This window comes from Rhizobium aouanii, from assembly GCF_037002925.1.
Classification (GTDB): Bacteria; Pseudomonadota; Alphaproteobacteria; order Rhizobiales; family Rhizobiaceae; genus Rhizobium; species Rhizobium aouanii.
Window position 1 is genome coordinate 47,530 of record NZ_JBAMYD010000025.1, and the last position, 19,276, is coordinate 66,805.

A 19,276-nucleotide genomic window follows, 5' to 3' on the forward strand; every position below is an offset into this window, starting at 1 on the left:
AAGTTCAAGCGAGTTGAGGCAGTGGAGACATGGCGCCCATCCGCAATGAGTCGCCAGCCTGTTTGGAGCGTGCCATCGCCCGCTTCTGCCGCCGCCGGGCAGCTAGTAAAGTGTCTTTCGGTAGGCTTGTTCCAGGTCTTCGTCCATCTTTCGCATTTCATCCCCGTCCTTCGGCGCCCCTGTCGTCTCATCCAGAATGATCTTTATCAGCGAGGGCATCTCCTTGCGGTCCTGGAAATGGTCCGGGCTCCACAAGCGGGACCGTCTGAACGCCTTGGCGCAATGCATGAAAACTTCGCTGACGTTGACGATGATCGCGAGTTTCGGGAGACGATCGGCAACGCTCATGCTCGTCAGCAGTTGAGGATCATTGGTCAGACTTGCCCGCCCGTTGACGCGCAATGTGTCGTCGAAACCGGGGATAAGAAACAATAGTCCGACATTCGGGTTGGCGATGATGTTGCTTAAGGTATCCAGACGATTGTTGCCGGGTCGATCCGGGATCGCCAGGGTGCGCTCGTCAAGAACCTTGACGAACCCCGGAGGGTCGCCGCGAGGACTGACGTCGGCCTTTCCCTCCGAACTCTGCGTGCCGATGCAGAAGAACGGCGAGCGCCGGATGAATTCCTGCGCATGCTCGCCAAGCGAATTCTGACACTTCACGATTGCCAGAGCATGGGTCGGCTCGAACAGCGCCCGAAGCGACTGTTCATCCGCAATCGCAAAATCTGGATTGAGTTGTAAACCCGTCATGATCCCCTCCCGAAATCCCTCTCGTTGCGAACTCCAGGCCTGCGACCCTGGCCTCGCAACTCTCCGTCCCGGCTCGCAAGCCGTAGATATGATGTACGTACCTCATAAAGGTATACATGAGTTGATGTGCGGGATCAATTCCGCCGATCCGGATGTCGACAGCAGTATCATAGAGATCAGGATGCTTGGCCCTGTCGTCCTATCGGCGATCCCGGCGCCCAGGGCCGACGCTTCGTGCTTTGTGAAGGTGTAGTCCTTTCGGGTGAGAGGCGGAACCACGAACCCTCAGGCGGGTTTGAAAACCGGTCGCTCGGCTGGTTTTCACCCCGAAAACCGCTGTCTCCTGTTAAGCCGGGCGGCCGCCCCGGCTTAACAGGTCGGCGGCCCTCTTGATTGATGCTGCAGATTCTCCAGTTGGAAGAGGACGACAGCTCAGCTGCATCACCGGTGCTTGCAGCGTCTGTGCCCGGTTTGCAAATCGATCACGGTCTCGATGCTATCTCCAAGAGTTTCCGCCAATATTCTCATTTCCGTTCAACATGCTGACCGACTTCGGGCCTGTTTTAATCCAGGTCTCACATACCGCCTTGCCCGCGTCCCTCCCGCCCTTCCAGGTACGGCAGAACGTGTTGCCAGAAATGTGCCATACGCCGTCAATTGAGATTACATCTCCGGAATCGAGTTTGACCTGACCATGTGCGGTGCCGTCCTTGAGTACAGAAAGCTCCCCGCTGTAGCCCTCTTTTGGGCCGCCCAGCGCAATCACTTTGCCGTTTGAAAACAGAGCCTGAAGCTCCTTTCCTATCATCGCGGTAGCAGCAATAGCTTGCGTTCCGAGAAACATTACAGATAGTACAATCAGTATAATTCTATGCATTTGCCAATCCCTCCCGTTTCCGCAAAGCACAGTTTCTATCCGACACATATGATCTACAAGTCATCTCTTGTAATTAGCTACAACTCGCCTTGCCGAAAAAGCGAAGTCGAACGATGCTTTGATAGTTTTCAGCAGATATCTGGGGAAAAGTTATTCCATAGATTATTGTTTTATTGAAAACTTATGATTTATGTTCGAAATAGTTTTTGCAGCGCAAATAATTCGCTAGCCCAGAAAACACCCCCTTTCCTGATCCCCGCTCCAGCGGGGTTTTTCTTCTCTGAACTCAGCAATCGTTGCGCAAGTACAGATTATTCCAAGCATTGGTGCGGAAGCGCACAGGAACTTTTTCGACCAATCGTTGTTTTGACATCAGGATCGTACAGGTGGCCCCAATCCCGGGGCCGTCCGCCATCCCTTCCTTCCTGTACGATCCGTCCTTTCCAGATTGCCCCGTTTCGGCGGGGCACCTTTTTTTGATCCGCAAAACGCAACCGGCCCATTCCGCCGAGGAATAGACCTCGGCGAGGGTTTGACAGCCGGACCGCCCGGAGCATGTTCCAATCCCTTTAGGCGATAGCCATCCCACTTCAGCCCGTTGCGTCGGATCTGACGTTGGGCCAAAAGATCCTGAAGCCTCCCATCTTCGCGGGGTTTTTCTTATCTCCGCACGTTTAAGCTCTGGAAAGATCGGTACAAAAGCCCACCGGGAGCCCGGCCGGCCCATTTTGTTATATCGAAAGGAACGCAATGGTGTTCCTCGTAGACCCCTGAACTTGCCCCGCCTCGGCGGGGCATTTTTTTAGGACATCACGGGAAGAAATCCGTCACCGTCGGCGTCTCGCTCATTCGGGCGAGGCGCGCACGGCTGGACGACCTCGGAAACACGTGACGATGAACTTCGCTGATCGCGCGTTTTGCCGTCGCCACTGAAAGCCGGGCCGGAGTTCTCACAAGCCAGAAGCCGGACAGCCACGACGTCCATCACCAGGCAATGCTCGGCCTTCACCGGCGGTGCCGGAACTTTTTCGGCTTCAACGCGTTTCGGGGCCGGATCTGAAGGTTTAGCCTTCGATGATCCGCTTTCCATGTACGCTCACTAGCCCCGCAGGTTCAAACGCGGGGCTCTTTTTGACAGCCTGGTTGGACGCCCGGCTGGCAATGTCCAGCGCCCTTACGCCGCCCGCCCGTTGCCGATTTCACGCCGGCCGAATAGCCTGCCAAACTAATTTTTCATTCTTGATGCCCCGACCCCTCTTGAACCGGTAACCGCCTGAATTAAATGATCTATGCTGGTAGCCCAATTGGGACCGGCAAAGTCCAGGAGACGCCGGGTCGCTCTTGGCGTCTCCTTGTATCCATGTTGCTTCAAAGGAGGATATGGCTATGAGGACAAACCTCGATTTCTCTCCCCTGTTCCGGTCAAGCATCGGCTTTGACCGAATGTTAAGTGCGCTTCAAGCCGGGATCGACACCGTCGATAACTGGCCGCCTTACGACATCCTCAAGACGGGCGAGGATGAATACCGCATCGAAATGGCGGTGGCGGGATTCTCCCAGGACGAACTGTCGATGACGCAGGAGCAGAACCTGCTCGTGGTCGCGGGCAGGAAGGCGGATAGCGATGACGACGTGCAGTATCTTCATCGCAGCGTCGCTCAGCGAAGCTTCCAGCGCCGCTTCGAACTTGCCGACCACGTCAAGGTCGAAAGCGCTGAACTCGTCGACGGACTGCTGATCATCGATCTGAAGCGCGAGATCCCCGAAGAAATGAAGCCGCGCCAGATCGAGATCGGATCTGGCCAGGCGCTTCCAAAGTTCGAGACCAAGCAGATCGAAGCTGAGACGCAAGCAGCTTAAGCCTCGAAAGGCACATCGGTGCCGGGCACGCCCGGCGCCGATATGCGCGCTTCGCTGCGAACCAAGAGAAAGGAGAAAAGACATGAGTGTTCGTGATCTCATTCCCTGGAGCGGGAACAACGGCCATAAGGCTCCCAGCCTTTTGCGTGATGACGATCGTGATCCGTTCCTGTCCCTGCATCGCGAGGTGAACCGATTGTTCGACGACGCATTCCGCGGCTTCGGTTCCAACTTTCCGTCGTTGACTGGCCGCAGTGGCTTTGGTGGCGGATGGCCGAACGTCGAGATCTCCGACAACGAAAAGGAGATCACGGTGACGGCCGAGGTGCCGGGACTTGAGGAAAAGGACATCGAAGTCCTGCTCAATGACGGCGTGCTGACGCTGAAAGGCGAAAAGCACTCCGAGACCGAGGACAAGGATCGCCAGTTCTCCGAACGCTACTACGGCCGCTTCGAGCGTCGCATTCCGCTCGGTGCGGAAGTCAAGGAAGACAATATCGACGCCCGCTTCAAAAACGGCGTGTTGACGGTGACCTTGCCGAAGAGCGAACAGGCGCAGTCGCAAGTCAAGCGGATCGCCATCAAGAGCTAACCAACCGACCACCGGCGGCCGGCCTTGTGGCGGCCGCCGGCATCCTTCGCCGATAGGGAGGGATATGATGATGGAAGTTAACAGAGAGACGCACAACAGAGAGACGCACAAACCAGACACGGCTGTTTCGGGTAGCTGGCCGGCGAATGACAACCAGCGGAAGCCGCTGTCATTCGGCCGCTCGGCATTTCCGGAGGATGCTGTCGCCCGAATCTTCAGGCCATCGCGCTCGGCGATGACGTCAGGCACCCCGCGAACGAAAGGCTGGCGGCTCGTCTTCGAGCGCCGTAGCGCACCGTTCATCGAGCCTTTGATGGGCTATACGGGCAGTACCGACACGCTCACACAGGTTGAGCTGGAATTTCCAACCCTTGAATCAGCAATCCGCTATGCGGAACGGCAGGGGCTGACCTACAGGGTGCAGCGTCGGGTGAGTAAGGCGGCGGCGGCAAAGCAGAGAACCGGCCGGCGAACGTACCGACGACCTCATGCCTTCTCCGATTCGACATTGCTACGGCTCGGCCTCGGCATGTCAGGAGACGCCGGGTTGCAGACCCACGTCTATGATTCCCCAACGATCAACCGAGATGCCGCGTGAGGTGGAGCCATGAACCCATCTATCGTCTTCGATTGCGAGAAGATCCTGCCCAACAGGTTCGCGCTGACTATGGCTGCTGCCGCACGAAGCCGCGCCCTCTATCGAGGGGCGGAGCCGAGGCTGGATCCTTCAGATGCCTGCATCAGCGAACTCGCGCTGCGGGAGATTGCAGGAGGCTCGTTCAGCAGCAGCGAGCTCGCACCCTTTCTGGGCGGACCGTCAGGGACAAAGCGACTTCACGCCGCCGATCCGGCCACACCTTCGCGGCAACGGCAAGACGCCGCTGCCGCACCCGTCTCCACGCCACCGGAGGCGGTTCAATGATGATGCAAACAAGTAAGGAGAAACGACAATGATGAAATCTCAGTCTTCGAAGGACCGTGCAGCATTCGATATCATCAATATCGTTGCTGGGCTGGCTCTTTTCCTGTCACCCTGGCTCCTTGGTTTCGCAACCGAGGCCTATGCTGCGTGGAATGCCTGGATCGTCGGCCTTGCCATCGCCGTGATCGCCGCCGCCGCGCTCTTCGCATTTTACGAGGCGGAAGAATGGATCAACCTGGTGCTCGGCGTCTGGGCCGTAGTGGCGCCATGGGTTCTGGGTTTCTCGGCGGTGGGCGCTGCGATGTGGGCACATCTGATTGCCGGCATCGTGGTCGCGGTTTTGGCCGCAGGCAGCATCTGGTTTACCCACAACCACCCGCTTTCGACCACCTGAGGCAAAAGCGAGCGGGCCCGGAACTCCGGGCCCGCTTGTTTGTTTGCATTGCGGCTGGGCGGCATTGACCTCCCGTCAAAATCCAAGGAGCAAACCATGTTCGATATCCTCCAGGGATTTCATAGGATTGCCGCGTCAGTCGTGATCGCCTTTGCAGCAATCCTGCTTACGATAGCGCCGGTCACCTCGCAGACGCGGGCATCCGGCACCGCATCGGCGTCACTTCCATCTCTGGCGCCGATGCTTGAACAAGTCACGCCGGCCGTCGTCAACATCGCGGTCGTCTCCCGCGCACCGTCGCGAGACAATCCTCTCTTCAGCGATCCCACCTTCCGCCGGTACTTCAATCTGCCGCAACAGCGACAACGCTCGAGAATGAGCGCAGGATCCGGCGTCATCGTCGACGCCGCGAAAGGCTATGTGCTCACCAATCATCACGTCGTCGACGGCGGCAGCGAGATTTCAGTAACGCTGAAGGATGGACGAGAGCTTTCGGCCAAATTGATCGGCAGCGACAAGGAAACGGACATCGCTCTGTTGCAGGTCAATGCTGCAAATCTTACCGCGATCCAGATCGGGGATTCCTATGCACTTAAGGTTGGCGACTATGTCGTGGCGATTGGCAATCCGTTCGGGCTTGGCCAGACTGTTACGTCAGGCATCGTCAGTGCGTTGGGGCGAAGCGGCCTGAATATTGAAGGTTACGAGGACTTCATTCAGACAGATGCCTCAATCAACCCCGGAAACTCAGGTGGTGCCCTGGTGACGCTCGACGGCAAATTGGTCGGCATCAATACCGCAATTCTAAGCCCCGCCGGCGCCAACGTCGGTATCGGCTTTGCTGTGCCGAGCAGTATGGCGGCGACGGTCATGAACCAGTTGATCGCGCACGGCAAGGTGGAACGTGGTGAGCTCGGCATCGGCATTCAGGATCTGACGCCGGAGCTGGCGGAGGCTCTCGGACTCGGTGACCTCCGCGGCGCACTGATCGCCAATGTCCAGTCGGGCTCGCCGGCTGAACAGGCCGGACTGAAGACCGGAGACGTGGTCACCGCAACCGACGGACGCCCGATCGGTGGTGCGACTGACCTCAGGAACCGCATTGGCCTCATGCCTGCCGGCAGCAAGCTGAGCCTCACGGTGAAGCGCGGCGACGAGGAGAAGGTGATCACGGCCACCATTGCAATGGACGATCGGTCATCCGCAGCTCTCTCCGGCACGCCGCTCGAGGGCGCTATGATGAGGAATGCTTCTGGCGAAGAGGCGCAGCAAGCCGGAGGTTACGGTGTGGTGATCGAAAAGGTGGCTTCCGGCAGCGCGGCTGCCGGCGCCGGCCTTCAAGCAGGTGATATGATCGTCGCGCTCAATAGAGTTCCGGTCGCTTCGGTCACCGAGCTGCAGCGTAGGATTGCCGAAAAACCTGGCGTATTGGCGCTCGAACTGGTCCGTGAGGGCGCGCGACTCCTTCTGGTCGTCCGGTAGGAGTAGACGGCCATGGAGATGAACAGGAAGACGCGCTTCAACATCTGGTACTGGATTATCGCTTTCTTGCTTCTTGCGGCATTCCAGTCCTTTTTCGCGACTACTCACCAAATTGCGCGGATTCCCTACAGCCAGTTCGAGACGGATCTCAAGGATGGGAAGATCGCCGAGGTTGCCGTTTCCGATAATTTCATCCAGGGCCGGTACAAGGAGCCGCAGAATGAGCGCCCCTTTTTCGTCACGACACGGGTCGAGCCTGATCTGGCCCAGCAGCTCCGGCAATACGGAGTAGTCGTGACGGGTCAGATCGAGAGCACATTCCTGCGCGATCTGCTGTCGTGGCTCATTCCCGTGGCGCTCTTTGTCGGCGTCTGGATGTTCATGATCAGGCGCATGGGCGGCGGGCTCGGCGGAGGCCTGATGCAGATCGGCAAATCGAAGGCCAGGGTCTATGTCCAGACCGACACTGGCGTGACGTTCAACGACGTCGCCGGCGTCGACGAGGCCAAGGACGAACTGAAGGAGATCGTTGATTTCCTGAAGGACACGGCGGGTTACGGCCGCCTTGGCGGGCGTATGCCAAAGGGTGTGCTTTTAGTGGGTCCGCCTGGAACCGGTAAGACGCTTTTGGCGCGCGCCGTCGCGGGCGAAGCCGGTGTGCCGTTTTTCTCGATCTCCGGGTCGGAGTTCGTCGAAATGTTTGTCGGTATCGGTGCAGCGCGGGTCCGGGACCTGTTTGAGCAGGCGCGCGCCAAAGCACCCGCCATCATCTTTATCGATGAGCTCGATGCTCTCGGCCGCGCTCGTGGGATTGGCTCCATGACTGGCGGGCACGACGAGAAGGAGCAGACGCTGAACCAGCTTCTGGTCGAGCTGGATGGCTTTGATCCCTCCACTGGCCTCGTCTTGCTGGCCGCAACCAACAGACCGGAGGTACTTGATCCCGCTCTGCTGCGTGCCGGTCGTTTCGATCGGCAGGTGCTGGTGGATCGGCCGGACAAGTCGGGCCGACTCCAGATTCTCGGCGTGCACCTTAAGAAAGTGAAGCTCGCGGCGGATGTCTCACCGGAAAAGGTCGCCGCGCTCACACCGGGATTCACTGGCGCCGACCTCGCCAATCTCGTCAACGAGGCAGCCCTGCTCGCCACACGCCGTCGGGCGGAGGCGGTGACGATGGCCGATTTCAATGACGCCGTCGAACGCATCGTCGCCGGCCTCGAAAAGCGCAATCGGCTGCTCAATCCAAGAGAGCGTGAAATCGTCGCCTATCATGAGATGGGACATGCGCTGGTCGCCATGGCGCTGCCCGGCGTCGATCCGGTGCACAAAGTGTCCATCATTCCCCGAGGGATCGGCGCCCTCGGCTATACCGTCCAGCGTCCGATCGAGGATCGCTTCCTGATGACGCGGGAAGAACTGGAGAATAAGATGGCGGTGCTGCTCGGTGGCCGCGCGGCGGAATGGATCGTCTTTGGCCATCTTTCGACCGGTGCTGCCGACGATCTCGTTAAAGTTGCCGACATTGCCCGCGCGATCGTCACACGCTATGGCATGACCGACAAGCTGGGACACGTGGCCCTGGAGAAAGACCGGCGTGCGTTACTGGGGGCTGATCCGCTGTATTACGGTCCGCAGGAGCGCGACTATTCCGATGAGACCGCAGCGAGGGTTGACGAGGAGATCCGCCGGATCGTCGACCATGTCTTCGATGAAACGGTGGCGCTCCTCGGGCAGCGGCGAGAGATACTGGATCGGTCTGCAAGGCTTCTCCTTGAGAAGGAAACTCTCGATGAGCGTGAATTGCAGGCCTTTGTAGAGACCGTTGAACGGCCCGCACGCGGGCGCACAGCATGAATGGCGCCTGCTTGATGCGGCAGGGTTCGGCTTACACAGCCACAACCGCCTCGTCTCGAGGTTGCGCGTTGATGGGCGGCAAATGCTTCAGACCACCGCAGTGGCGGGCGTTCTTATCGGCCAGGCTCATCGTCGGACGATGACGCGAGTTCCGGGCTGCACCAATTCGTAAAGTTCCTCGACGTCTTGGCGATACATCCGAAAGCACCCGCTCGATGCGTTGGTGCCGATGGATGATGGGTCGTTGGTGCCGTGAATGCGTAGCAGTCCATCGGCAAGATAGATGGCCCGTGTTCCGAGCGGATTGGAGGGGCCGGGCCTTACGACTGCCGGAAGCTTCGGGTTCTTCTGGCGCATGCTCGCCGTCGGCCTCCATTCAGGATACTCCTTCTTGGATACGACCCGCGTGGAGCCGAACCATTGCTTGCCTTCACGACCCACGGCGATCGGATACGCGAACTGCTCGCCCCATGGGGTCGTGTAGTAGAGCGTATGCTGACTGGTGACTATTAAGATCGTGCCTCTCGCGCTTTGTCTTGGCAGTTGCCCGCGATCGGGCAGGTAGTCGCGATGGCGAGGAACTGGCTCATAGTCTGGGATCGGTGGGTAGGGGCTGTATGGATCGTCATAGCCATAGCCACCATAATCGTCATAGCCATCATAAGGTCCGTAAACCTGTGCTCTCGCCGCAAAGGCCGTCAGCAAGAGCGCCGCCGTGACCACAAGAACCAGCAATCTCATTTCGTCGCTACCCGCTCGTTGTACAAGCGTGATTGGACCGAATTCTGTGGCGGCACTAAGGCCGCGGTGTCCATGTCATGCGCGACCATTGTTTCTCAGCCCTGGCTTCGTGTGAACACGTCGCGGAAGCTGCGCTTCGGCCTGCGCAGCTCCACGGGGGCCGGCGCAACCAGTCACGGTCGCTTTCGACGGATACGGCAGGAGCGCAACGCGCCCGACCGGCCGCCCCGGCCCGCGCCCATCGTCTTCGGTCCTAAATACCCGAGACATTTCGATCGCTGACCCGCCGCAGGTGCGTCGGGACATCTTCTATCTCTGCAAGCTTGCCGTGCTTTTTCAGAAAGCGACTGAAATTCGCCGCAACGACCGATGCGGGAAGCTGGCGATTGGCTGCCTTCCGGCAGGCGTCCAACATCACCTCATAGGTGATATCGCGTTTCTCCTGTGGCCATTCGTCGAGAAAGTCAAAGACATCGTCAAGCCCAGCGATCTCCTGCACGAAATACTTTCGTTGCGCGTAGATCGGGTGTTCAAAAATATCAAGTGCCATCGTTACCTCCTTTCACGGCATTGAGTGCCGCTGATTTAGGCAACGAATATCCGCTGTTCAAGATCACGGTTTGGCTGAGATCGTCTCCGTTGAATGTGTCATCGATAGGGTGCGGGACTGGTGCTCACAGCATCATTGCACCATCGATAGCCGCTGCGGCAGACTTGCAAGGAGGTCGGCAACTGCCGCAAGAAGATCGAAGACAGACTCGACCATAGGTGAACAGCATGATCTTCTTCACCAGCGACACCCATTTCGGCGACTCTCGCGTCCTTCGCATCGATCGGCGACCCTTCCCTGATATGGCGGCCCACGATGTCGCCCTCATCAGGAACTGGAACCTGATCGTCGGGATCGACGACGAAGTTTGGCATTTGGGCGACTTCATGTCATCGCGGGCGGGCGATTGCGACACGCTCCTCGACCGCCTGCACGGCAGGAAACACCTCGTTGTCGGCAACAACGATCCAGAGGCGACGACCGATGCATCGGGCTGGAGCAGCGTCCAGCATTACAAAGAGTTGAGCTTGGACGGTTACCATCTGGTGCTGTGCCACTACGCGTTCAGAACCTGGAACAAGATGGGCAAGGGCTCGGTCAATCTGCACGGACACTCCCACGGCAGGCTGAAGCCGGTCCCCCGTCAGTTCGATGTCGGCGTCGATGCGCGTGAACTCCAGCCGGTTCGGCTCGACGCTCTACTTGCCTCGACCCGCCGAAAGGCTGACGCACGGCGAACTCAATGAACGCGACCTGAGTTTTGCGCGCTTGGCTCTTCTTGCCGCAGGAAAACTTTCAGCGGCTTGGCGCGTTAATATCGCACGCTCAAACCGATGGGGACCGCCGATGACCAAAGGATATCGATTTGATCTGCTCGCCAAAGGCGGCTATGTCGCGCGCGGCGTTGTCTTTCTCCTTGTGGCCGGGCTTGCTCTCTTCTCCGGCCTGGCCGGTGGCCGGCCGGAGACGAAATCCGCGCTTTCGGCACTGCTTGGGCAGCCGCTCGGTCGCGTTTGGGTCGGATTGATCGGGCTCGGCCTTCTCGGTTTTGTCGCCTGGAGGTTGGCGCAGTCACTAGCCGATAGCGACGGCCATGGCGGCAAGGCAAGAGGATTGGCGATCCGATCCGCACTCTTCGGCAGCGCCATCACCTATCTCGGGCTTGCCGGATATGCACTCGGCAAAGCTCTTTTCATGGGCGGCAGCAGCGGAAGTTCCGGTGAGAAGGATCTGGCGGGATGGATCATGTCGCAGCCCTTCGGCTCCTATCTTGCGATCGGCGTCGGAGCTGGCTTCGTCATCGGCGGCTTCGTGACGGCCGCCAAGGGCATCACCAGGACGTTCGAACGCCACCTTCGGATACCTGATCAAAAGGGTATTGTGGCGTTGGTATGCATCTACGGTCTTGTCGCCCGTGGCGTCGTGTTCGCGATTACCGGGGTCCTTTTCGCCTATGCGGGTTTCAGGGTGGATCCTGGACAAGCCGGCAGCATGGGCGACGCCTTGGAATGGCTCCGCCAGCTTCCGCTGGGATCCTTTCTGTACGTCGCGGTCGCCGCTGGGTTGGCGGCTTTCGGAATTTATAATCTTGTTGAGGCAAGGTACCGCATCGTTCGCAGTCCTGCGCTAGCGGACCCTAAGCGTTCGATCTCGATGGCGGGTTCTTGACATCACTTTTCCTGTGCCAACGTGCCGTTATGCGGAGGTCGAGCCGGCAGCCGGAACTTCAATGTCGATCAGCAGCCCTTCCTCCGACCAGGTTTTCTCGAGACGTCCTTGAAGCTGCTTTTCAACCATTGCGCCGACGATCACCGTACCAAAACCTCGCTTGGTCAATTTGGGTGGAGTGGGGGCGCCCACCTCCTGCCACCGGATGTTAAAGCCGGCCCCGGACGGTCCCGGCTTCCAACTGATCGAAAGCCTCCCTTGCGCAGTGGCAAGCGCACCGTGATGGGCTGCGTTGACCGCGAGCTCATGCAGCACGAGTGCAAGGGGCTGGACGACGGGTGCCGGCATTTTGACATCCGGCCCGCTAAAAAAGGCGCGGGTGGCCGCGAACGGCGCCACCTGCTGGCGAATGAGTTCCTCGAGAGAAATGCTTGTCCATCTTCGTGCAGCAAGCAGGCTATGTGCACGGGCGAGCGCGTGAACGCGGTGTTGAATGGCGGCGGCGTAAAGCGCAGGGTCTTCGGCGTTGCTCAGGCGGACGATGCTGTCGACGATCGCCAAGACATTCTTGGATCGGTGGTCGACCTCCATGAGCAGGCGATGTTCGGAGGCTTCCAGTGCCTCGATCCGCCGGTACTCGGTCATGTCGATTTGAGACCCAAAGAAATACAGGATCCTTCCGTCATCACCATGGATGGGACTGAGATGCAAGCGGTTCCAGAACTGCTCTCCGCCGCTCTTGTAATTGAGGATCTCGACGGTGACCTCGCGCTCTTCGGCGATAGCGGCACGAATTTCGGCAACGGCGATCGGAGACGTAGCAGGACCTTGGAGGAAACGACAGTTGCGGCCCAGTATCTCCTGGGCCTCGTAACCTGTCAGTTCAAGGAATGCCTTGTTTGCGAGCACGATCGGCAGGTCGGGTTTACGCGCGTCGGTAACGACCATCGGCATCCTGGTGCGTTCAAATGCGATCGCTGCCAACTCTTTCCGATCGGCAGAAGCTGCTTTTGAAGATGCGGAGGGCAAATCCCCGTGGAGTTTTTCTTTGGTATGGGCTGTCATGCTTGTACGCTCACAAAGTCGTCGGCTGATAACGTAGCTGGTGTGTCTTTGTTTCCGAGACAGTTGCGTGGCTTAAGCGATTGCTACTCCCCGAGACTTGCCGGACAACGTGTCACGGCTGCGGCCTTTGCCAACGCCACGCCGTCCGGTATAAATCAGGATGAGGCCTTTCAGCCTTGCAGGCCCTGAAAGGATCTGACGCACCACATGATCATGAAACTGTTTTCCAATTCCAGCCGCTCCCGGGAGCGCTTTCTCGAAGCGATCCTCCAAAGCGCGATCGAGTATGCGATCATCTCCACGGATCTCGACGGGCTGGTGACCACGTGGAATGAGGGCGCGCGCCGGATTCTCGGATGGAATGCGGATGAGATTGTCGGCCAGCCTGCGGCGATCATCTTCACCGAGGAAGACAGGCAGGCCGGGATTCTCCAGCGGGAAATGACTGCCGCTTTGACCGAAGGTCATGGCAATGATGAGCGCTGGCACGTTCGCAAGGACGGCTCGTTGTTCTGGGCGTCCGGTCAGATGATGGCGTTGACGTCGGACGACGGCGAAGTCGAAGGTTTCGTGAAGATTCTGAGAGATCGTACCGAGCAGAGAGAGAACGAGGAACGGCAGCGCATCCTGATGCACGAACTCTCTCACCGCATGAAAAACACGCTGGCCGTCGTTCAAGCCATCACCAGCCAATCCTTCCGAAACGCCAGCTCTTTGGAGGATGCGGAGCATTCGATCACGGCACGCCTCAATGCTTATTCAAAGGCGCACGACATTTTGCTTCAGCAGAACTGGCTGGGCACGAGCATGGCGACAATCGTCGAGGCGACCGCGATTAATCTCGGACTTGAGACGTCAGGACGTTTCAAGGCGAGCGGTCCTGCGGTTGAATTGGGTCCGCAGGCGGCCCTTTGCTTCTCCCTGGTGCTGCACGAACTCGTCACCAACGCCAGCAAGTATGGTGCGCTGTCGGTGGATACAGGGACGGTCGAAATCGAATGGTCCCTACGCGATGCGGCGGGCGACCAACGCCTGAACTTCACTTGGCAGGAGGTTGGAGGCCCGGCGGTGGAAGCTCCGAGCAAGCAGGGGTTCGGCACACGCCTCGTCAGTTCCAGCCTGTCCGCCTTTGGAGAGGTCGCAGTTGATTATGCGCCGACAGGGCTCATCCTAAGGCTGGATGCGCCGCTTCAGAAGCTGCAGTATAAAAACTATTCCGACGCTGAGGAATAAATTGACGACGAAGCTAGGCCGTAGGCGCGGCGAGGCACCCCGCTCGCACCGTAGGTTATTGTTATATACGTTGCCAACTGAGGTCGCCGACCGTTCCGCTTCCTATCCGTCTCCTCCAAACGCAAAAGCATTCCGCATCCATTGCGGCGTTGGAGAGTCATCAGGGAGGTTCCGACTGGAGTTGGGCAACATGCTAAACCTCCCTGACGTCCTTTCAGCAAGGATCAGGAGAATCTAATGCGGATCGTGCCGAGGGAAAGCCGGACTTAAGTCCGGCTGGTGATGTCAGGGCACGCTGCTCATATCTAATGCGAGGTATAGTGTAATTCGTGGAGGGGCGGAACAGGAGGAGAAAATGAAGTTCGGCCCCGATAACTACAATCACGAGGAGCGCTGCTCGCAAGGCCATAGTTCGGCGTCCACGATCGCCACAATCGAAGCAGCCCTTTCCGCCGATCCGAATATCGACAGCAGTGCCATCGAGATCAGGATGCTCGGCCCTGTCGTCCTGCTCGAAGGCTTTATAACCAAGGCTGCAGACCGCGACAAAGCCATCTCGCTTGCCGCGATGATCGTCGGTTGGGAGAACGTCCAGGACCGGATGCTCAGCCGTTTTCCCACGCAGTAGGCAAGCTGCGGACGCCGATGGACGGGCGCGTCGAACTCCGCTCGACGGACAGCATGATCTATTGCGGCTGCTATCAGCCTTTGCGGTAGGTCGGTCGGGATTTCAAATGTCCGGCGGCTGCGCCCCTGTTCCGGAACTCTAGTTTTTGCCCAATCTGTTCAGAGGCCCGCAAATGGCGGGTCGCTGCCGAGACATTTCGCCCAGCGATCGGAACCATCACCCGGCGAAGAGGTTCGTGGCCATGTAGTCGACGAACACCCGAACCTTGGGGGAAAGATATCTGTTTGTCGGCCAGAGGACCCGAAACGTCCCGGTGTCGGCCAGATAATCATCCAGCAGCGAAACCAGTTTGCCCTCTGCGACCTCCGAGGCCACGGCAAATGCCGGAAGACAGGTGATCCCGAAAGAGCGCTCCGCGAGATAGATGAGCGGCTCCAGGGTGCTCGCGACCGTCGTCACAGGCAGGTCGAGTTTGACTTCATCCCCATCGCGGGCCAGCGGCCAGGGCTCGAGCTTGCCGGAATTGGCGAAACGGTGGTGAAGGCAACGATGCTCCAGAAGATCTTCCGGCACTTGCGGGTGGCCATGGGCCATCAGATATTCCGGTGCGGCAACGATCCGGTGCCTGAACGTACCGAGCTTCCGGCTCATCAGCCGAGTGTCCCTCACCTCGCCGGTGCGGATTACGGCGTCAAACCCTTCTTCGATGACGTCGACCAGACGATCGGAAAAGTCGAGGTCGAGATTGATCTTCGGATAGGTTTGCATGAAGGCGGAGATGGTCGGCATCAGCAGCATGCCGGCCAGCGGAAGGCTCACGCGCAGCTGCCCGCTGGGAACGAGCTGCGCGTTCGACAGCCGCGACTGGGCGGACTCGTATTCCGATTGAATGCGCCAGCACGCATCGAGAAAGACCCGGCCTTCCTCCGTCAGGGCCATGCTGCGGGTCGAGCGATTGAACAATCGGACGCTGAGCTCGTCTTCGAGCCGGGCAATCGCCTTGCCGACGGCCGAGCCGGAGAGCCCGAGACGGTGGCCGGCTGCCACGAAGCTTCCTACTTCTGCCACCTGAATGAAGATGCCGAGCGTGCCGAGCTTGTCCAATGAACATCCTATTGCGGAATTTTCATCCGGTGTGTTGCGAATAGCCGCCCATTTATCCGCTATCTCGATCCCAATATCCAGATGTCGCCGCGGCCGCAATGGCCCGAGCTTCAGATGGAGACACACATGGAAACGAACCTCATTGCCGCCTTTGCCGGCGCGCCCGCACCAACGACCTTTATCGTCAATGTCATCCACGTCCATCCGGGCAAGCAGCAGGAAGCCTTCGACATCATCCAGGATGTCGTTCACTACGTCGCCGATCGGAAAGACGGCTTTTTGTGGAGCAGCCTGGCAAAGAGCAGCGACGGCCAGACGGTGGTCAATGTCGAGGCGATCCAAGGCGCCGGAAACGTCGACGAATTCTTCTCCGATCCGGTCTTCGTCGAGAAGTTCCGCAGGCTCGATGCGGTCTCAAAAAGCGAGTTCCATACGTACACGGTCGGCGATCTCGTTTTGCCGAGACGTGCAGCGGCGGTGTGACCGATCTCATCGGCGGTCAGTCCCACGACAGGAGCGCCGCAGCGTCATTCCAAGTTGAAAACTTGGGGATGCCGAAGGCGGCCGGTTTGCGAAGCCGCCTTCTGTTTGGTCAGGCCGTGCGCCTGACCATTCTCGCAACAGCGATGAGGATGCAGGCTCCAATGAAGCCCGCGATCAAATAACCCAGCCATCCGCCAAGGACGACGCCGAAGAGCGACAGGATAAAGTTGGCGACGATGGCGCCGACAATACCGAGAACGATGTTCATCAGCACGCCCATGTTGCTCTTCATCAGCAATTCGGCGAGCCAGCCGGCAATGCCGCCGATGATGATGGCGGCGATCCAGCCGATACCTGCATTTTCCATAGCAATTCCCCCTTGTGAATGATGCGCGGCCGGCGCGGGCAATCACGTCTCGCAGATCCGGGCTAAACGATTGCCAAGCGACAAGACTGTAAATCTTCGCTGCGCCAGTTGGTTCCATAAGCCCGCCCCAAAGCGCTCGCGTGCCCTCCCCGATCGGCTTCAGGTCACTTGTCGGCCGCGGGCCAATCGTTTGCAGGCTCCTCAATGACGGCAACATCGTCGTCTGCAGGGTCGGGATCGCGCTCGAGGGCTGCGCGCAGATTGCCGATCTCCTTGATGATCGTATCGAAGACGTCCTGCTGTCTGGCCCCGGCCACAACGCAGTCGTCGACGAGATGCTCCAGCTTGGCGCGGAGCCCGGCCTTCCAATTATTTTTGCTCATGACCTTTTCCTCCTCTGATCGATCCACACGGAGCATGGTCGCTCGCCTGTTCCACCGCCTATGATGGGCGGGCGGCGGTTTGCGCGCTCAGAAGACAGTGATCGATGTGTGGCCCTGGTTGACGGTTCGATCCTCGCCAATCCTGTTGTCCGGGATGAGATCGTGGCGAACGGGTAAGGTGCTCGCCTGGCATTTCGTTGCCCGCACCGAGAAATCGGAAAAACCGGTGCGTTCACCATCTCCGTCACGTCCGATTGGCACGCCGCGACCTCCGCGGATTAACCGATAGCCGCTGCAACGGTTCCGCCCGGCCTGGACTCTTTGCCTCCGTAATCGCCACCCGCTTCGGAAAGCACAGCGAAAACTAACTTGCTCTCGTCAAACTCGCTTCGGCCAGAAATCCGGTTGCGGCTTGACGAGTCGGTGAGCTAGAAAGCCCTTCGGACGCTCGGAGAGGCGTTCAGGCAGGAGCCCGACCATGATCAAGATGAGCGTCTATTATCCGGCCGATGGCGGCTCGAGGTTCGATCACGACTACTACCGCACCCGCCACATGCCACTGATCCAGGAACGGCTCGGCGATGCCTGCCTGCGCTACGAGATCGAAAAGGGCCTTGCGGGTCGCGAACCTGGAAGCGCGCCGGAGTTCGTCGCGGCGTGCCACGTCTACTCGCCGACGCTCGCGATATTCCAGGAGGCGTTCGGTCCTCACCGCGCGGAGATCGCGGCGGACGTGGCCAACTATACGGACATCGCGCCCATCGTGCAGATCAGCGAAATCGTTAGAGGCTAGGGGCTTCGGCGCGTCAGGCGTAGCCGTTGACTTTCCGGGATCGGCATAGTGCTGGCGCACCTGATCCATGGTGACGTAGCCGGTGCCGAACCGGTCGACGATCGGGAACTTATTCTGCGAGGTTGAAAAGTTCGGAAAACAAGTGCCGCTTTAATCGGCAATTTCGCCTTCCCGAACCTTGAGAATACGGTCGATGATACCCCATTCCAATGCTTCTTCCGCGGTCATGAAGCGGTCGCGATCCATCCCGCGCTCGAAGTCTTCATAGGAGCGTCCGCAATGCTCCGCGTAGAGCCGCGTCATGCGCTGCTTGGTCTTCAGAATTTCTTCGGCATGAATCAGCATGTCGGAAGCCTGGCCCTGGAAGCCGCCGGATGGCTGGTGAATGAGGATACTGGAATTGGGCAAGGCAGCTCTTCCGCCGGCCTCGCCTGCCATCAGCAGGAACGATCCCATGGAACGGGCTGTGCCCATGCAAAGCGTATGAACCGGCGCGCGGATAAAGCGCATGGTGTCGTACATGGCGAAGCCGCTGGTCACGACGCCGCCCGGCGAATTGATGTAAAGATTGATCGGCTTGTTTGGATTCTCAGCCTCGAGGAATAGTAGCTGCGCGCAGACCAGAGCGGAAACGGTATCGTTGACCTCGCCGTTGAGGAAGATGATGCGTTCGCGCAGAAGGCGGGAGTAAATGTCAAAAGACCGCTCCCCTCTGCTGGATTGTTCTACGACCATAGGGACGAGTTGCATCGCTTCGCGCATCGGCGAACTCCAATCTTCCAGAATTAAAGGGGAGAGCTTGCCGCGTCAGGCGGCGAGCATGAGGGCCGGACTGTTGCTGTTCGCGGCCGTTTCCGCCATCCGGTCAAGCCTCGCGTCGGTGAGCTCGTGGATGATGCGCAGGCGGGTGCCGCCGGTCGCGTTCGGGACGATCGTGAACGTCACCGTGCTTTCAAGGAAAGGTGGAGCGTCGTCGCGCAGGCTATAACGGACTTGCTCGCCAGGTGTGATCGTGGCCGGGGTGGGATCGGCCAGAGCGTCTTTCGGCAACCAGTTTTCTCGAAATTCCGGAATGCTGATTGCACGCCAGACCTTTTGCGGCGGTTCATCCAGATCGAATTCCAGTTCGATGCCGTCTTTCTGCTCCTTGGCCTTTCCATCGTTCATTGGTCCATATCCTTCAGCAAGACCTTGAGAGCTTCGATGCGGGCAGGCCAGTAGGCGCGATATTTCGCCAACCATTGTGCGATGAGAGCCAGCCCGTCCGGATCGACTTCGTAATTCACGAACCGCCCCTGCCGTTCTTCCCTCACGAGCTTTGCACTCCGCAAAACCGAAAGGTGTTGCGACATTGCCGGCTGGCTGATCTCCATGCCCTCGCGCAGGGCACTGGCGTTCATGCCGCCCGCCGCCAGCTTCTCGAAGATTGCGCGGCGGGTCGGGTCAGCCAAGGCGCGGAAAATATCATTCTCGATCATGCCGACACATAAGCACAGACTTATGCGATTCGCAAGTCTGTTTCGCGAT

General features: G+C 58.9%; 24 protein-coding genes and 1 pseudogene. 13 read left to right on the plus strand and 12 right to left on the minus strand.

Annotation, left to right across the window (positions count from 1 at the left end):
* Positions 1-102: 102 nt before the first annotated feature.
* Positions 103-753: a pyridoxamine 5'-phosphate oxidase family protein gene (locus V8P77_RS31455; RefSeq protein WP_335916159.1), complete on the minus strand. Its 651-nt coding sequence runs from the start codon at positions 751-753 to the stop codon at positions 103-105.
* Positions 754-1,249: 496 nt separating this feature from the next.
* Positions 1,250-1,630: a hypothetical protein gene (locus tag V8P77_RS31460; RefSeq protein WP_335916161.1), complete on the minus strand. Its 381-nt coding sequence runs from the start codon at positions 1,628-1,630 to the stop codon at positions 1,250-1,252.
* Between the two features lie 1,386 nt (positions 1,631-3,016).
* Between V8P77_RS31460 and V8P77_RS31465 the strand changes: the two genes are divergently transcribed.
* The 7 genes and pseudogenes from V8P77_RS31465 to ftsH all read left to right on the plus strand — a co-directional run bounded on the left by V8P77_RS31465 (position 3,017) and on the right by ftsH (position 8,734).
* Entirely contained in the window at positions 3,017-3,490 is a 474-nt protein-coding gene (locus V8P77_RS31465) for an Hsp20 family protein (protein WP_335916162.1), read from the plus strand.
* Positions 3,491-3,572: 82 nt separating this feature from the next.
* Positions 3,573-4,082 carry an Hsp20/alpha crystallin family protein gene (locus V8P77_RS31470; RefSeq protein WP_131714471.1) on the plus strand — a complete coding sequence of 170 codons (510 nt, stop codon included), beginning with the start codon at positions 3,573-3,575 and terminating at the stop codon, positions 4,080-4,082.
* A gap of 67 nt (positions 4,083-4,149) precedes the next feature.
* Positions 4,150-4,650: pseudogene (locus V8P77_RS31475) on the plus strand (ETC complex I subunit); the annotation flags it as partial.
* Between the two features lie 99 nt (positions 4,651-4,749).
* Positions 4,750-5,004 (plus strand): DNA-directed RNA polymerase subunit omega, encoded by a 255-nt coding sequence (locus V8P77_RS31480; RefSeq protein WP_335916228.1) that lies wholly within the window; start codon positions 4,750-4,752, stop codon positions 5,002-5,004.
* A gap of 28 nt (positions 5,005-5,032) precedes the next feature.
* Entirely contained in the window at positions 5,033-5,398 is a 366-nt protein-coding gene (locus V8P77_RS31485) for an SPW repeat protein (protein ID WP_025397991.1), read from the plus strand.
* A 96-nt stretch (positions 5,399-5,494) separates the two neighbouring features.
* The gene (locus V8P77_RS31490; protein WP_335916168.1) at positions 5,495-6,880 is read left to right on the plus strand and encodes a DegQ family serine endoprotease; all 1,386 of its coding nucleotides are present in this window, start codon (positions 5,495-5,497) and stop codon (positions 6,878-6,880) included.
* Between the two features lie 12 nt (positions 6,881-6,892).
* Entirely contained in the window at positions 6,893-8,734 is a 1,842-nt protein-coding gene (gene ftsH, locus V8P77_RS31495; protein WP_335916169.1) for an ATP-dependent zinc metalloprotease FtsH, read from the plus strand.
* 126 nt (positions 8,735-8,860) lie between these two features.
* On the opposite strand, the gene V8P77_RS31500 is transcribed toward ftsH, so the two are convergent.
* Together V8P77_RS31500 and V8P77_RS31505 are read right to left on the minus strand one after the other, a co-directional pair.
* Positions 8,861-9,475, minus strand: coding sequence for a L,D-transpeptidase (locus V8P77_RS31500; protein ID WP_335916171.1), 615 nt, complete (start codon positions 9,473-9,475; stop codon positions 8,861-8,863).
* A 253-nt stretch (positions 9,476-9,728) separates the two neighbouring features.
* Complete coding sequence (locus tag V8P77_RS31505; RefSeq protein WP_025393600.1) at positions 9,729-10,025, minus strand: DUF982 domain-containing protein; 297 nt, start codon at positions 10,023-10,025, stop codon at positions 9,729-9,731.
* 227 nt (positions 10,026-10,252) lie between these two features.
* Between V8P77_RS31505 and V8P77_RS31510 the strand changes: the two genes are divergently transcribed.
* Positions 10,253-10,771 carry a metallophosphoesterase family protein gene (locus V8P77_RS31510; protein WP_335916173.1) on the plus strand — a complete coding sequence of 173 codons (519 nt, stop codon included), beginning with the start codon at positions 10,253-10,255 and terminating at the stop codon, positions 10,769-10,771.
* 100 nt (positions 10,772-10,871) lie between these two features.
* On the plus strand, positions 10,872-11,693 hold the full coding sequence (locus V8P77_RS31515) for a DUF1206 domain-containing protein (protein ID WP_335916174.1): 822 nt from the start codon (positions 10,872-10,874) through the stop codon (positions 11,691-11,693).
* Between the two features lie 27 nt (positions 11,694-11,720).
* Here V8P77_RS31515 and lov read toward each other — a convergent pair whose 3' ends face one another.
* Positions 11,721-12,758, minus strand: a complete 1,038-nt coding sequence (gene lov / locus V8P77_RS31520; protein ID WP_335916176.1) for a blue-light-activated histidine kinase — start codon at positions 12,756-12,758, stop codon at positions 11,721-11,723.
* A gap of 207 nt (positions 12,759-12,965) precedes the next feature.
* Here lov and V8P77_RS31525 point away from each other — a divergent pair, with 207 nt between their 5' ends.
* Positions 12,966-13,991 carry a sensor histidine kinase gene (locus V8P77_RS31525; protein WP_335916177.1) on the plus strand — a complete coding sequence of 342 codons (1,026 nt, stop codon included), beginning with the start codon at positions 12,966-12,968 and terminating at the stop codon, positions 13,989-13,991.
* A gap of 355 nt (positions 13,992-14,346) precedes the next feature.
* A complete protein-coding gene (locus V8P77_RS31530; RefSeq protein ID WP_335916179.1) occupies positions 14,347-14,619 on the plus strand; it encodes a BON domain-containing protein in 273 nt (90 codons plus the stop codon).
* 216 nt (positions 14,620-14,835) lie between these two features.
* Here V8P77_RS31530 and V8P77_RS31535 read toward each other — a convergent pair whose 3' ends face one another.
* Positions 14,836-15,723, minus strand: coding sequence for a LysR family transcriptional regulator (locus V8P77_RS31535; protein ID WP_335916181.1), 888 nt, complete (start codon positions 15,721-15,723; stop codon positions 14,836-14,838).
* Positions 15,724-15,849: 126 nt separating this feature from the next.
* Here V8P77_RS31535 and V8P77_RS31540 point away from each other — a divergent pair, with 126 nt between their 5' ends.
* Complete coding sequence (locus tag V8P77_RS31540) at positions 15,850-16,206, plus strand: antibiotic biosynthesis monooxygenase (RefSeq protein ID WP_335916182.1); 357 nt, start codon at positions 15,850-15,852, stop codon at positions 16,204-16,206.
* A 109-nt stretch (positions 16,207-16,315) separates the two neighbouring features.
* On the opposite strand, the gene V8P77_RS31545 is transcribed toward V8P77_RS31540, so the two are convergent.
* The 3 genes from V8P77_RS31545 to V8P77_RS31555 form a co-directional block, all read right to left on the minus strand.
* Positions 16,316-16,573, minus strand: a complete 258-nt coding sequence (locus V8P77_RS31545; RefSeq protein ID WP_335916183.1) for a GlsB/YeaQ/YmgE family stress response membrane protein — start codon at positions 16,571-16,573, stop codon at positions 16,316-16,318.
* Positions 16,574-16,737: 164 nt separating this feature from the next.
* Complete coding sequence (locus V8P77_RS31550; RefSeq protein WP_130654892.1) at positions 16,738-16,956, minus strand: hypothetical protein; 219 nt, start codon at positions 16,954-16,956, stop codon at positions 16,738-16,740.
* Between the two features lie 87 nt (positions 16,957-17,043).
* Positions 17,044-17,217 carry a hypothetical protein gene (locus V8P77_RS31555; protein ID WP_335916185.1) on the minus strand — a complete coding sequence of 58 codons (174 nt, stop codon included), beginning with the start codon at positions 17,215-17,217 and terminating at the stop codon, positions 17,044-17,046.
* A gap of 217 nt (positions 17,218-17,434) precedes the next feature.
* On the opposite strand from V8P77_RS31555, the gene V8P77_RS31560 reads away from it, so the two are divergent.
* Positions 17,435-17,749 carry an EthD family reductase gene (locus V8P77_RS31560; RefSeq protein WP_335916186.1) on the plus strand — a complete coding sequence of 105 codons (315 nt, stop codon included), beginning with the start codon at positions 17,435-17,437 and terminating at the stop codon, positions 17,747-17,749.
* A gap of 150 nt (positions 17,750-17,899) precedes the next feature.
* Here V8P77_RS31560 and V8P77_RS31565 read toward each other — a convergent pair whose 3' ends face one another.
* The 3 genes from V8P77_RS31565 to V8P77_RS31575 are packed head-to-tail and all read right to left on the minus strand — an operon-like array spanning position 17,900 to position 19,227.
* Positions 17,900-18,511: an ATP-dependent Clp protease proteolytic subunit gene (locus tag V8P77_RS31565; RefSeq protein WP_335916187.1), complete on the minus strand. Its 612-nt coding sequence runs from the start codon at positions 18,509-18,511 to the stop codon at positions 17,900-17,902.
* Positions 18,512-18,556: 45 nt separating this feature from the next.
* Positions 18,557-18,916 (minus strand): SRPBCC family protein, encoded by a 360-nt coding sequence (locus tag V8P77_RS31570; RefSeq protein ID WP_335916188.1) that lies wholly within the window; start codon positions 18,914-18,916, stop codon positions 18,557-18,559.
* A complete protein-coding gene (locus tag V8P77_RS31575) occupies positions 18,913-19,227 on the minus strand; it encodes an ArsR/SmtB family transcription factor (RefSeq protein WP_003557361.1) in 315 nt (104 codons plus the stop codon). The genes V8P77_RS31570 and V8P77_RS31575 overlap by 4 nt, the downstream gene beginning before the upstream one ends.
* Between the last annotated feature and the right edge of the window lie 49 nt (positions 19,228-19,276).